The organism is Synechococcus sp. HIMB2401, assembly GCF_042883245.1.
In the GTDB taxonomy this organism is placed as follows: domain Bacteria; phylum Cyanobacteriota; class Cyanobacteriia; order PCC-6307; family Cyanobiaceae; genus Parasynechococcus.
In genome coordinates this window covers 242,035-253,885 of the sequence record NZ_JBDJKK010000003.1, presented here as the reverse complement: position 1 = coordinate 253,885, position 11,851 = coordinate 242,035, and the positions used below count along the sequence as shown (strand labels likewise).

The following is an 11,851-nucleotide window of genomic DNA, read 5'->3' as shown; positions in this document are numbered from 1 at the left end:
TGACAAAGGTGGTGCCTGTCAGCCAGCCACCGATGGCCAGGTAGGCCGTTGGGAGAAGAAGGATGCCGGACCAGCCGACAAAAACGAAGCGGTCGCGCTTGAGCCAGTCATCGAGGACGTCAAACCATCCCCGCTGTGGCGCGCGTCCTACAGCGATCGTCATGAGAGGTGAACGGTGCGGAAAGCCGCAGGCTGTGGGATACGCCGCGACCTTAACAATCTTCACGCGACCTGCGGGGCTGATTTGTGTGAGCTGAAACGCCCTGTATCGCTCTGTTTCTTAGGGATTTTTTCCTATTTCGTCGTCGGGGCCTTTCTGCGGTCACAATGGCGCTTCGTTCTAGCTGGGTCATGTCCGCAGCAGTGCTCGAGCAACCCGTGCTCGGCTCCCGTCGTCTCTCGAATTTTCTGGTGGCTTCGGCCGTCACGATTGGGGGCGTGGGCTTCCTTCTGGCTTCGCTCTCGAGCTACCTCGGTCGCGACCTGCTCCCCCTCGGACACCCCGCTGCGCTGGTGTTCGTGCCCCAGGGACTGGTGATGGGTTTGTACAGCCTGGCTGCGGCGTTGCTGGCTACGTATCTCTGGTATGTGATCGCCGTGAACGTTGGCGGCGGCAGCAATCGCTTCGATAAAGATGCCGGCGTGGTGACCATCAGCCGTCGTGGTTTCCGCAAACCCGTTCTGGTGGAAATTCCGCTTAAAGACGTCAAGGCTGTGAAGGTGGAGGTGCGCGATGGCTTCAATGCGCGCCGCCGCGTCGCCCTGAGAATCCAGGGTCGCCGCGACATGCCGCTCACCCGCGTTGGTGAACCGCTTCCTTTGGCTCAGTTGGAGAAGGACGGTGCTGAGCTAGCCCGCTTCCTGGGCGTCAACCTTGAGGGTCTTTGATCCAATGCGTCGTCTCCGTTCCTGGACGCTGTTGCTGCTCATCCCGTTGTTGGTGAGTTGCAGCCCTTCCCCGCGCGCTTCGGTGGTGACCGGTTGTGCTGATGCTCAGGCGGCCTGCCTGCAGGGCCTGGCCACCGTCACCATGCAGACGAGCCAGGGCGCGTTCACGATTGAAGTGAACGGCGATGCCGCTCCCCTCACCTCCGGCAATTTCATCGATCTTGTGCGGCGCGGCACCTACGACGGCACCATGTTCCACCGAGTTGTTCGCGAGCCCGTTCCCTTTGTGGTTCAGGGGGGCGATCCGCAATCCAGTGATCGATCGGTTCCCCTGGGGCAGATCGGTACCGGCAGTTTTGTTGATCCCGACAACGGCCAGGCGCGGATGATCCCGCTTGAGATCAAGTTCCGATCCGAGCCGCAGCCCCGCTACAGCAGGATCAGTACCAATCCGGCAGAACTTGATGGCCTGGAGTTGACCCATGAGCGTGGAGCGGTGGCCATGGCCCGCTCCCAGGCTCCTGACTCCGCCAGCGCCCAGTTCTATGTCGCCTTGAGTCCCTTGCCGGAACTCGACGGTCGTTATGCCGTCTTCGGCCGTGTGGTGGACGGCATGGAGGTGGTGGATGCGATCCAGCAAGGAGATCGCATCATCATGGCTGCGATCACGCAGTAACTCAGGCCGGCACCCGGCTTTGGCTGGGAGACACCTTGAGCATTTCGGTGTTCACGCCTGAGGCCCGCTCCAGGGCCACCTTGCCGGTGCGGGCGATTTCGAGAATGCCGAAGGGGGCCATTAACCGTTCAAGGGCCACCAGCTTTCCGGGATCCCCCACCACTTCCAGGGTCAGGGCTTCATCGGCCACGTCCACAACCTTGGCCCTGAACACCTGAACGAGTTCGATCACGGCGCCCCGGGATGCAGCCGGTGCTGAAACTTTGAGCAGCATCAGCTCCCGTTCCACGGCCGGGCGCTGGGTCAGGTCGAGCACCTGAAGCACATTCACCAGCTTGTCCAGCTGTTTGGTCATTTGCTGGAGCGTATGGTCATCGCCTTCCACCACCATGGTCAGGCGCGATTGCCCTTCGGCCTCTGCTGGGCCGACAGCCAGGCTGTCAATGTTGAAGCCGCGTCGGGCGAAGAGTCCTGCGATCCGGCTGAGTGCGCCGGATTCGTCTTCAACCACCACCGAAAGGGTGTGTTTCATCGCCGCTGGTCGTCCCCTGCCGGTCTGGTCCTCCCAAGTTACGGTCCAGCCAGGGCAACAACACAGCCAGGAAGCGATCAGGCGCTTCGTCATGGGGGCAGTGGCCGCAGCGATCCAGCACCCTCAGCGCGAGTTCTGGGTGGCTGGCGGCCACGGATTCCCCGATGGCCAGGGGCACAAACCGATCCTGACGGCCCCAGATCAGCAGCATGGGCACCCGCAGTTGCTCGAGCAGGGCTGGGGCGGTGGCGCCTCGGGGACGGTTGGCCATGCCTAGGCTCATGCCCCGCAGGGCCCGGGCTGCTGTAGGGCGCCGGGCAGGACGGGCGATCAGCTGCAGCAGCTCCGGGTCGGATTGGATTGACTGCCAGTAAGCCCCCTGAAGCCCAGCTTTGAGCAGGCCCGTGCGCGCGATCAAGGGCACCACAAATTCAAGCGGGAGCACGTGCAGCACCAGGGCGAGCAGGCGCCGCTGCCAACGCCGCCGCCAGGGCGCCCGTCGTTTCGGCAACGGTTGAATCAGGGCAGGGTCCGGTAGGGGCGCGGCGACCACCGCCCGCACCCGTTTCGGCGCCAGCACCGCCGCGGTGAGTGCGGTCAGACCCCCCAGGGAATTGCCGATCACTACTGCTGGCTCTTGCACCACCTGATCGAGGAATGCGCACACCTGCAGGGCCCAGAGCCGGTTGTCCATCGGCCGCGCCGGCTGGGCGGATTGGCCGAAACCCAGCAGGTCCAGGCTGTAGACCCGCCATCCCTGGTCAGCCAGGCGCGGCGCGCAGTAGCGCCAGTGTCCGCTGGCGGCGCCGAACCCGTGCAACAGCAGCAGGGCAGGGCCGGCTTCAGGGCCGCTGACCCGCCAGTGGCAGGGCCAGCTCCTCCACTGCCAGGTGCTCTGGACACCCCACTCGGCAGTCTGGACAGCAGCAGGCGGCACCCTTCTGACCTCAACCGATCATCACTATCGCGAAGGTTTGGCTGAGCTCAGCCTTGGCCCAGGCTTTTTCAGGCCTGAGTCGCGTCCGGCCCGGGACCTTTCGGTGTTGCTGGCCCGTCACCAGAGCCTCCACGCCACGCGCCCCCTGCGCTGGCTTGATCTGATGGCCGGTTGCGGGATCAGGGCCCTGCGCTGGGGGTTGGAGGCGCTGGCCAACCCGGCCGTTGAAACGGAGCTCTGGATCAACGATGGGGATCCAGACCGGCTGCCGCTGATCCAGGCCAATGCGGCGGGGCTGGGGTGTTCAACTCGGCTCACGGCTGAGGCTGCAGACCTGCTGCTGCACCGCTCGATTGTTGAGCGCCACTGGTTCGATTTCATCGACCTTGATGCCTTTGGTGCTCCTGGGCCTCTAATTCAGCCGGCCCTTCAGGCTCTGCGCTTCGACGGCCTGTTGTTTCTGGCCTCCACGGATGGTCGGTCCCCCACCGGCCACGACCGGCCAGGCGCCATCCGCAGCCTCGGGGCTGCCGCTCGCGCCCATCCCTCCAGCTGGGAAATGGCCCTGCGGCAGCAGATCGGGCTGGTGGCGCGGCAGGCCTGGATGCTGGGCCGCGGACTGCAGCCGCTGTTCAGCTTCAGTGAAGGCCGCACCTTTCGCCTCGCCCTGCGCCTGCGGCGTCAGATCCCCGCGGGCGATGAACAGAAGCTGGGTCTGGTGGCCCGTTGTGAACGCTGCGGAGCCCAGCGGGTGCAGCCCCTGCTCAAGCTCAGCGGCTGGCCTGCCTGTGATTGCGTGGCTGGGCAGGGGCGCTGGAGCATCAGCGGCCCACTGTGGATCGGTCCCTTGCAGGAGCCGCAGTTGTTGCAGCAGCTGATTGCCGAGGCTCAACAGCTGGGGCGTCAGCAGATCAGCCCCGCCACCCTTCGATTGATGCAGCGCCTGCAGGCGGATCCCGGCGATCGCCCCACGGTCTGGCCCACTGATGAGCTGGTTCGACGGCTGGGCATCGGCGGACCACCAGCCCTGGGGCCATTGGTGCAGGCGCTCCAGGCGGCGGGTTATCGCGCCAGTGCCAGTGGCGTCATGCCTGGCCAGGTGCGAACAGATGCGGAATTACCGCAGCTGTTACAGATCTGCGCCAGCCTGCGGGGGGAAGGGATTTAAATGGGCAGGTGATCGCTTTGCCCAGACCATGGCTGCTGAGATTTTTGGAACTGCTGCGATCTTCTGGGTCTTGATTCCCGTCGGCCTCGCTGGTGGTGCTCTGCTGCTGAAACTGCAAGGCGACGACTGAAGCAGTCGCTTTGGTACTGGGGCCATTAGGCTCCACACTTCGTGAGGAAGGCGCCGATGCAAGTGCTTGTGGTGGGTGGCACCGGCACCCTGGGACGACAGATCGCCCGTCGTGCCCTTGATGCCGGTCACCAGGTGCGCTGCATGGTGCGGACCCCCCGCAAGGCTGCTTTTTTGCAGGAATGGGGTTGTGAGCTGACCCGGGGTGACCTGTTGGAGCCCGACAGCCTCGATTACGCCCTCGAGGGCATGGATGCCGTGATCGATGCATCCACCAGTCGCCCCAACGACCCCCGCAGCATCTACGAAACCGATTGGGACGGAAAGCTCAATCTGCTTCGTGCCTGTGAGCGCGCAGAGGTGAAGCGTTTTGTCTTTCTCTCGCTTCTGGGCGCGCATCAGCACCGCGAGGTTCCCTTGATGGATATCAAGGCCTGCACGGAGAAGCTGCTGGAGTCGTCTGATTTCGACTACACGATCCTGCAGGGTGCCGCCTTCATGCAGGGTGTGATCAGTCAGTTCGCCATTCCCGTTCTTGAGAGCCAGACGGTGTGGGTCAGTGGCAGCCCCACGGCCATCGCCTACATGAACACCCAGGACATGGCCCGCTTCGCCGTTGCGGCGCTCGAGCGGGAGGAAACCGTGCGTGGCACCTACCCCGTTGTTGGCCCCAAGGCCTGGAACACCGGCGAACTGGTGCAGCTCTGTGAACGCTGCAGCGGCAAGACAGCCCGTGTGTTTCGTGTGCAGCCCGTCCTGATGAACCTGATGCAGGGGGTGGCGTCCTTCTTCGAACCTGCCGTCAACGTGGCGGAGCGCTTGGCTTTTGCTGAGGTCACCGGCAGCGGTCAGACCCTGGATGCCCCCATGCAGAACAGCTACGCCGCCTTCGGTCTTGAGGCCTCGGAGACCACGGACATGGAGGGCTACATCGGTGAGTACTACGACACGATCCTTAAGCGCCTGCGCGAGATGGAAGCCGATCTCGACAAGGACGCGAAGAAAAAGCTGCCCTTCTGAACCTTGATCCCTATTGGTTCTTTTGTACCATCGCCTCAATTGATCCAGTTCTGATGGCTGTCGCTCAGCTCAAAAATCTGCAGCGGCGTCTGCAGTTGTTGTCGGATGAGGCAGAACAAGGCCTCAACCGCGTCTGTGGCCATGAGTTGTGGAAGTCTGTGGGCCCCGACGCGGTTGATGGTGTAGAGGACCCCGATCGACGGGCTGAGGCCAACTACTGGTATGGCCAGTGGAATGTGGTGCGTGAGCTGCAGGAGGCGATCGGCTGATGGCGGAATCGTGTTGTTCGTCCCCAGTGCCCCAGTCGCTGGATCAAACCCAGGCTGTGGAAGCCCGCTACGGGGCTGCGGCCCAAGAGCAGGAAGCCTGCCTTTGCACCCCGGTCGGCTTCGACCCTGCCCTGCTCAAGGTGATTCCTGATGCTGTCGTTGAGCGGGATTACGGCTGTGGTGACCCCACCCGCTGGGTGAAGCAGGGGGATCGCGTGCTGGACCTGGGCAGCGGCAGCGGCAAAAACGCCTTCATCTGCAGCCAAATTGTCGGTGCATCCGGTCGCGTGACCGGTGTGGACCGCAACGCCGACATGCTGGCCTTGTCGCGTCAAGCCATCCCGGTTGTTGCTTCAGCGGTGGGCTTCGACAACGTCCGTTTTGTTGATGGGGCCATCGAAGCCCTGGATGCCCCCACGGCCACGGGTGAACCCCTGATCGCTGACGCTTCGATCGATGTGGTGCTGAGCAACTGTGTGCTCAACCTGGTAAACCCATCAGCACGCGAAAGGCTCCTGGCCAACATTCGCCGGGTCCTGGCCCCCGGTGGTCGCGTTGCCATCAGCGATATCGTCTGCGATCAGGTGGTGCCCCTGCGTTTGCAGCAGGACCCTGATCTCTGGAGTGGCTGCATCAGCGGCGCATGGCAGGAACAGGCCTTCCTGGAGGCCTTCGAAGCTCTCGGCTTTGAGCAGGTTCGCTACGCCGATCGCAGTGAGCAGCCCTGGCGTGTGGTGGAGGGCATTGAATTCCGGGCGGTCACCCTCGTCGGTGCCCTCCCCGCCGATGCCCTCCCCGCTGAGCACCAGCGCTCGAGCTGCTGCTGATCAGGCGGTTGAGCCGTTCCTGTTCAGCTGCAGTCACCACTCGACAACTGCCGGGTTGAAGGCCCGTGAGGTCAAGTGGGGGACCGTTGTCCATCAGATCGATGCAGCAGCGCACCAGGCGCAACGTCGGCAGGCCAACAGCCGCCGTCATCCGGCGCACCTGCCGGTTGCGCCCCTCGGTGAGGGACAGCAGCAACCAACTGGTGGGAATCGCAGCGCGATAACGAATTGGAGGTGTTCGTTCGGCCAACTGCGGTTGGTCTTGGCCCTGAAGCCAGCGCGCCTTCGCCGGCAAGGTCTGGCGCCCCTGGACCATAACCCCATCGCAGAGCTGTTGCAGTTGAGTGGTGTTGGGCGTGCCTTCCACCTGCGCCCAGTAGCTGCGCCAATGGCCAAAGCGAGGGTCAGTGAGGCGCTGTTGAAGACGGCCGTTGCTGGTGAGGATCAGCAGCCCCTCGCTGTCGGCATCGAGCCGGCCCGCGGCATACACCTGGGGCGTATCAACAAAGTCGCTCAGGCAACGCCAGCGGCTTCCTTCCTCCGGCGTGAATTGACTCAAAACCCCGTAGGGCTTGTTCAGCAGCAGCGTCGTCAAGTCAGCTTGCGTTTTCGCGCATCCTCCACAGGTTGACCACGCCAATGGAGATCAACAGCAGGCCGAGATCCAGGCTCAACGGGGGGAGAATCACGGCAGGGGGATGTGTGTCGGCGTTGGAGCCTAAGGGCTGTGTTGTCTCTGCGGGGTGCAAGTGGCCTTCTAAACTGGCTGCAGCAAGACAGAACTGGCCACCAGCGCATGATCGAAACCTCGGGCGTGATCGAGAAGGAACAGGGCAACGGGTTCTATCTGGTCACCCTCGAGCAGCCTGCTGGCCACCAATGCCTCTGCAGAGCCGCTGGAAAGCTCACCAAGTTCCGGATCAAATTGCTCGCTGGTGACAAGGTGCTGGTGGAGATCAGCCCCTACGACCTCACTCGCGGCCGCATCACTTACCGCGAGCGCAATGCCGGTGCTCCCGGCGGTCGTCCCGGCGGCAACCGCCCCGGCGGACCGCGCCGCCGCTGAGGGCTGTCGCCCTCAGGCAGCAGCCTGAAGGCAAGCTTCAATCGCAGCTTTGAATTCACTGCGCTGCTTCACGCCGCGCCACTGCTTCACCATGGCCTTGTTGTGGAACAGTTGCACCGTGGGTGTGCCGTTCACTCCGGCCTGTTCAGCGATCTCCTGATCGGCTTCGATGTCGATCACAACGGCTTGGGCGGATCCATCCAGTTCTTCAATCACTCGTTGCAACTGGGGTTTCAGCACGTGGCAAGGTCCACAACTCGGTGAGGTGTAAATCACCAGCAGCGGCTTGGCGCTGTCGTGATACAGCTTGCGCAGGGCAAAGCTCCCTTTCTGCCAAAGCCCTTTGGGGTCGTAGGTGGCTTCCGTGGTGACATCCACATTCACCGGGCGTTCCGCCACCGCTGGCTCCACCTGCTCACGCTGCACCCGGGTGGCCAGGTTGTGGTGACTCAGCCAGCGCTCCGCTGCCAAGGCCGCCTTGCAGCCGCTGCCAGCTGCGGTGATGCCCTGTCGCCATTCGGCATCGGCCACATCGCCGGCCGCGAAAACGCCTTCCATGGACGTTTCCGGTCGTCCGGGTTGCGTTGTCAGGTAACCCTTGTCGTCCAGATCGATTTGCCCCTGAAGCAGATCGGTGTTGGGGGTGTGGCCGATGGCATAGAAGAGCCCCTTAACGGCGATGGTGGATGAACTGACCTCGATGCGATTGCGCAGGGTCATCGACTCCATCCAGTCGTCCCCGCTCACGTCCACGATTTCGCTGTTCCAGTGCACCGTGATCGCGTCGTTGGCCAACACTCGATCAGCCATCGCGGCACTGGCGCGGAGTTTGTCGGAGCGGACCACCAGATGCACATGGCTTCCGTACTTGGTGAGGTACACCGCCTCCTCGCAGGCGGAGTCGCCGCCGCCCACCACGGCGAGTTCCTCATTGCGGAACTGCGGTGTGGCACCGTCACAGATCGCACAGGCGCTGATGCCTTTGCTCCAGAAGGTTTGCTCTGAGGGAAGTTGGAGGCGGTTGGCACTGGCGCCGGTGGCGATCACCAGGGCGTGGGTGCGGATGGTCTGTCCCTCGACCTCAATGCGGTAGGGCTTGGAGCTCAGATCAATGCTGTCGGCATCTGCTTCCAGCAGGTGGGTGCCCCAACGCACCGCCTGGGACTTCATCAGGTCCATCAGGTCGGGCCCGAGCACACCATCAGGGAAGCCCGGAAAATTCTCCACATGGGTGGTGGTCATCAGCTGGCCACCGGGGATGCCACCGCGTTGGAACCCAGTGATCAGCAGCGGTTGAAGGTTGGCCCGTGCTGCGTAGATGGCGGCTGTGTACCCGGCTGGCCCTGACCCAACGATGACCAGGTTTTCGATGTGATCCGTACCGGCTTGACCCACCGCTTAAGCGAACTGACTATGAGTTAAATCTAAAGCCCTGCTGGAAGCCGACGTGAGTATGGACTTGGGAATGAATGAGGGGGATTCAGGAAGATTTAAGAAAATCTTCAGATTTCAACGTGTGAGTCGTTGGCACTGGAGTCGTGAATCGGACGCCGTTTGCTCGGGTTGCGCGGAACCGTCAAAACATTGGCCTCAAGCATCTCCACGTTTTCGCCAATGCATGTGATCCATTCGCAGAATTCTTGCGTTATCGCATAACTGTCTTCATAGCGCTCTTCCTTGTCCAGGACTGCGATGCGCGTGGATGCCCAGCCCGTTGCAACGACGATCCGGCGTTCCATTGCGGCGTCCATGACTGTCTCCTCGATGTTGATCAGGTTGGCTGATCGGGGGTCCCTTTCGGCCTTCCATTTGCACAAATTCGCATTTTCCTCTGACCAATGCTGTGCTCAGCGCTGCAAAAAGGCGGGTAATTCGGGCGTTTTCAGCCGGATCACAGCGCCGGCTCCGTCCTCCACCGCTTCCAGGGGAAGGCTTGGTCCGCGCCAGGCGCCAACCCCTGGCTGCTCGTCTTCGGCCTCCTGCTCCTGAGGCCGCAGCACGTAGGGCTCGGCCACCGACCATGAGCGGGCGTAGTCCATCAGCAGTGGGTCTGCTGGAGCAAACACGTAGGAGGTTTCCCTGGGAATGGCTTCATGGGCGGCCAGTTCAGGTGTAATACGCACAGCCCGTGTGATGCCCTGCACAAACCGGCTCCGGGTCACCACGGTGGTCAGGTAGGCCACCACCCGTAGACGTGGCGCATCAAAGCCCTCCGCGCACATGTCGATGCTCACCAGCCAATCGGCGTCACCGCTTTGGAAGGCGTTCAAGCGCTCAGTTGCTTGTGGGCTCTGGGAATGGATCAATTCCACCCGGTTGCCGTCGTCCATCAACACCCGGCTGATGGCTTCGGCGTGGCTGATGTCGCGGGCGATCACAAGACCAGCAGCCTGCGGTTGTCGCTCACGCAACTGGTTCAGCTTCTTCTGGGCGCGCAGCAGCACCTGCTGGCCAATGCTGCTGCTGTCAGCCAGGCGAATGGCGCGACGCAGGTTTCGCGCGCGCCAGCTTTCCCGTTGCTCCGCCGAGAGGGGGGAAACGTCGCGGTCGGGTTGTCCTTCGTGGCTGTGTTCCACCCAGCCGTCCTGAAAACGGAACTCCAGAGGGCGCACATCCCCTGCGGCGATCAAGTCCCTGGGTTCAACGCAGAGATCCGGTCGGATCTGCTCAACCCAACCGCCGTCATCGAGCCGCACCCGCATGCGCCGGGCGGCGCAGAACGCCAGGTTGTCGGCACGAAAGGGGGTGCCCGTGAGCCCCAGGCGCAGCCGCACGCTGCCGGTCAGCTCCAGAAAGGTCTGCCCCCAGGCGGTGGCATCCGGTTCGTCGGGATCAACGCCGAGATGATGGGCCTCATCGGCGATCGCCATGCAGGCGCTCAGGCCCCATTGCTTGAGCCGTTCCCTCAGAGCCTCGCGCTGGCGACCGGCCCCCTGATAGGTCACCAACAAGCCATCGGCGTCCTGGTTTTGCTCCGGCGGGCAGGGCCACTCCTCCAGCCGCAAGCCAAGACGAGCCGCGGCGGATTTCCACTGATTGAGGATTGAGGTCCGGTGGCAGAAGACCAGGAAATGGTCCAGTCGGCCTTGATCACGCATGGCGCGGAATCCCAGCAACGCTCCGAGGGTTTTGCCTGCCCCGGGGCCGGCAAACACCAGCAGGTCGCGGCTGCTGCCCTCGAGCTCGAGCCTGCGCCGCAGCAGCTGAATCAGCTGTTGCTGCCACTGCCTTGGTTGAACGTGTCTTGGTTGAACCTGGCGTGCCTGGGCCTCGTTCGTGGTTTGCCTGGCCGGGAGGTTGAAGCTGACGGCTGAGATATCACCTCCCGGGAAGATGAGTCTTTTTAACCATTCCTTTGCGCCGTGGCATCTCTACCGTCCGGCCATCAGCTCCATCGGGATCGGGTCCCGCCCATCGCCATGGCCCAACGTCGTTTCTTCAGCAGCCCCCTCGATCAGCAGCGCGACCAGCTCGATGGCTGCTGGCAACTCGAATGCGATATCGATCCGTTGATTCTTCGGGCCCGCGTCCTGCACCGCCGCGGAGAGGTGAACGGGGCCGCCGGCCTCGAACAGGAAGTGCTGCCGATCGTCTGATCCGGCAGCACGTCTTGGATCATCAGCGCTTGCTTTAGAGCGCCTGCTTCAGAGCGCTTCGGCGTGGTTGACCACCAGGTGCTCCACTTCCTTCAAGGCCTCCTCCGAGGCGGAGCGAGCTGCCGTGAAATCCCCCTTGGCGGTGTCCAGCAGCTGCTGAGCGAGCCGATCCAGCAGCTCCTCTTTGTGCTCCTCAAGCATCGCCACGATCTCGGTCTCCACCAAGGTGCGCACCGCCTGAATGCGCAGGTCGTCGTTTTCGGCCTCCGCGAAGGTGCCCTGCACGAGTTCCTGGATGAACAGGCGGTGCACCTCGCTGCTGCGCAGGAAGCTTTCCGTGGCGTTGATCATCCCGTCCACCAGGGTGCGATCGGGTTCGCTCTCGCCGTCGTTGAGCTTGAACTCCCAGTCGAGATGGCGTCGCTGCCAGCCGGCCGTGTGCAGGCTCGGCATCACGCTTTGCGAAAAGGTGTCGACGGAGATTTCATAAATCCGCTCCGCCAGCCGTTCACACCAGTCTTTGCCGTGCAACTGGAGGGTGGACTGCATGGTTTCTCGTTCAACGGCATGGCCACCGTGGTGGCTGTGGCAGAGGCCGTCCGGACACTCGATTGCGCTGAGACCCATGGGGAGCACAGAGGGTGCACTTCACGTAGCAAGAGCGACAGAACTGAGGGCCTTTCTTCAGGAAAGTTCCTGATCGCGAGAAGGCGACCTCGTAACCTCGCTTGGGTCGGTGGTTG

General features: G+C 63.0%; 16 protein-coding genes and 1 pseudogene. 9 read left to right on the top strand and 8 right to left on the bottom strand.

The window, feature by feature from the left end; all coding sequences use genetic code 11:
* Positions 1–163, bottom strand: a pseudogene (locus tag AAXE93_RS09380) (photosystem II D2 protein (photosystem q(a) protein)); the annotation flags it as partial.
* Positions 164–351: 188 nt separating this feature from the next.
* Here AAXE93_RS09380 and AAXE93_RS09375 point away from each other — a divergent pair.
* Positions 352–888, top strand: a complete 537-nt coding sequence (locus tag AAXE93_RS09375) for a photosystem I assembly protein Ycf4 (protein WP_115009215.1) — start codon at positions 352–354, stop codon at positions 886–888.
* 4 nt (positions 889–892) lie between these two features.
* Complete coding sequence (locus AAXE93_RS09370) at positions 893–1,564, top strand: peptidylprolyl isomerase (RefSeq protein ID WP_390130226.1); 672 nt, start codon at positions 893–895, stop codon at positions 1,562–1,564.
* Position 1,565: 1 nt separating this feature from the next.
* Here AAXE93_RS09370 and ilvN read toward each other — a convergent pair whose 3' ends face one another.
* Complete coding sequence (gene ilvN, locus AAXE93_RS09365; RefSeq protein WP_390130224.1) at positions 1,566–2,096, bottom strand: acetolactate synthase small subunit; 531 nt, start codon at positions 2,094–2,096, stop codon at positions 1,566–1,568.
* Entirely contained in the window at positions 2,068–3,033 is a 966-nt protein-coding gene (locus AAXE93_RS09360; RefSeq protein ID WP_390130222.1) for an alpha/beta fold hydrolase, read from the bottom strand. Before AAXE93_RS09360 ends, ilvN begins: the two co-directional genes overlap by 29 nt.
* 37 nt (positions 3,034–3,070) lie before the next feature.
* Here AAXE93_RS09360 and AAXE93_RS09355 point away from each other — a divergent pair, with 37 nt between their 5' ends.
* From AAXE93_RS09355 to AAXE93_RS09335, 5 genes are read left to right on the top strand one after another with little or no spacing between them, the layout of a single operon-like run.
* Positions 3,071–4,201, top strand: coding sequence for a N2,N2-dimethylguanosine tRNA methyltransferase (locus tag AAXE93_RS09355; protein ID WP_390130220.1), 1,131 nt, complete (start codon positions 3,071–3,073; stop codon positions 4,199–4,201).
* A gap of 28 nt (positions 4,202–4,229) precedes the next feature.
* Entirely contained in the window at positions 4,230–4,331 is a 102-nt protein-coding gene (petM, locus tag AAXE93_RS09350; RefSeq protein WP_011364936.1) for a cytochrome b6-f complex subunit PetM, read from the top strand.
* 56 nt (positions 4,332–4,387) lie between these two features.
* Entirely contained in the window at positions 4,388–5,350 is a 963-nt protein-coding gene (locus AAXE93_RS09345; protein ID WP_114988610.1) for an NAD(P)H-binding protein, read from the top strand.
* 53 nt (positions 5,351–5,403) lie between these two features.
* Entirely contained in the window at positions 5,404–5,619 is a 216-nt protein-coding gene (locus AAXE93_RS09340) for a hypothetical protein (protein ID WP_114988609.1), read from the top strand.
* A complete protein-coding gene (locus AAXE93_RS09335; protein ID WP_390130217.1) occupies positions 5,619–6,446 on the top strand; it encodes a methyltransferase domain-containing protein in 828 nt (275 codons plus the stop codon). The genes AAXE93_RS09340 and AAXE93_RS09335 overlap by 1 nt, the downstream gene beginning before the upstream one ends.
* Here the strand turns inward: AAXE93_RS09335 and AAXE93_RS09330 are convergent.
* Entirely contained in the window at positions 6,379–7,041 is a 663-nt protein-coding gene (locus AAXE93_RS09330; protein ID WP_390130214.1) for a pseudouridine synthase, read from the bottom strand. The two genes, AAXE93_RS09335 and AAXE93_RS09330, sit on opposite strands and share 68 nt — an antisense overlap.
* A gap of 201 nt (positions 7,042–7,242) precedes the next feature.
* Here AAXE93_RS09330 and infA point away from each other — a divergent pair, with 201 nt between their 5' ends.
* Complete coding sequence (infA, locus tag AAXE93_RS09325; RefSeq protein WP_006041809.1) at positions 7,243–7,512, top strand: translation initiation factor IF-1; 270 nt, start codon at positions 7,243–7,245, stop codon at positions 7,510–7,512.
* Between the two features lie 12 nt (positions 7,513–7,524).
* Here the strand turns inward: infA and trxB are convergent, their stop codons facing one another.
* From trxB to AAXE93_RS09310, 3 genes are all read right to left on the bottom strand, one after another.
* Positions 7,525–8,907, bottom strand: coding sequence for a thioredoxin-disulfide reductase (gene trxB / locus AAXE93_RS09320; protein ID WP_390130210.1), 1,383 nt, complete (start codon positions 8,905–8,907; stop codon positions 7,525–7,527).
* Positions 8,908–9,014: 107 nt separating this feature from the next.
* On the bottom strand, positions 9,015–9,263 hold the full coding sequence (locus tag AAXE93_RS09315) for a hypothetical protein (protein ID WP_390130208.1): 249 nt from the start codon (positions 9,261–9,263) through the stop codon (positions 9,015–9,017).
* Between the two features lie 96 nt (positions 9,264–9,359).
* Positions 9,360–10,715, bottom strand: a complete 1,356-nt coding sequence (locus tag AAXE93_RS09310) for a DEAD/DEAH box helicase (RefSeq protein WP_390130254.1) — start codon at positions 10,713–10,715, stop codon at positions 9,360–9,362.
* 159 nt (positions 10,716–10,874) lie between these two features.
* Between AAXE93_RS09310 and AAXE93_RS09305 the strand changes: the two genes are divergently transcribed.
* On the top strand, positions 10,875–11,108 hold the full coding sequence (locus tag AAXE93_RS09305; protein ID WP_136975370.1) for a hypothetical protein: 234 nt from the start codon (positions 10,875–10,877) through the stop codon (positions 11,106–11,108).
* Between the two features lie 48 nt (positions 11,109–11,156).
* On the opposite strand, the gene AAXE93_RS09300 is transcribed toward AAXE93_RS09305, so the two are convergent.
* A complete protein-coding gene (locus tag AAXE93_RS09300; RefSeq protein ID WP_115008613.1) occupies positions 11,157–11,735 on the bottom strand; it encodes an EF-1 guanine nucleotide exchange domain-containing protein in 579 nt (192 codons plus the stop codon).
* Positions 11,736–11,851 lie beyond the last annotated feature (116 nt).